Annotated in this window: 1 rRNA gene; it reads right to left on the reverse strand. The window is 52.1% G+C overall.

The features are described from left to right. A 23S ribosomal RNA gene (locus GBM95_RS11980) occupies positions 1–606 on the reverse strand; the annotation flags it as partial.

Genomic DNA, 606 nt, shown 5'->3' on the forward strand with positions numbered 1-606 from the left:
ACCCGGTGCTCTGTCTCCCGTGCTCTGACTTCCAAGTATTCGGAGTTTGCCATGGTTTGGTAAGACGCCATGTCCCCCTAGCCATAACAGTGCTCTACCCCCTGGAGCCATACACGAGGCACTACCTCAATAGTTTTCGGGGAGAACCAGCTATCTCCAGATTTGTTTAGCCTTTCACCCCTATCCACAGTTCATCCGCTAATTTTGCAACACTAGTCGGTTCGGCCCTCCAGTGTGTGTTACCACACCTTCAGCCTGACCATGGATAGATCATCTGGTTTCGGGTCTACGCCCAACGACTGAATTTCGCCCTGTTCGGACTCGCTTTCGCTGCGCCTCCCCTATCCGGTTAAGCTCGCCATTGAACGTAAGTCGCTGACCCATTATGCAAAAGGTACGCAGTCACCCTTGCGGGCTCCTACTGTTTGTATGTATGCGGTTTCAGGATCTATTTCACTCCCCTCCCGGGGTTCTTTTTACCTTTCCTTCACAGTACTGGTTCACTATCGGTCGATCACGAGTATTTAGCCTTGGAGGATGGTCCCCCCATCTTCAGACAGGATTTCTCGTGTCCCGCCCTACTTGTCGCAAGCCTAGTCTCACAGA

The organism is Sutterella seckii (genome assembly GCF_009183815.1).
Classification (GTDB): Bacteria; Pseudomonadota; Gammaproteobacteria; order Burkholderiales; family Burkholderiaceae_F; genus Sutterella; species Sutterella seckii.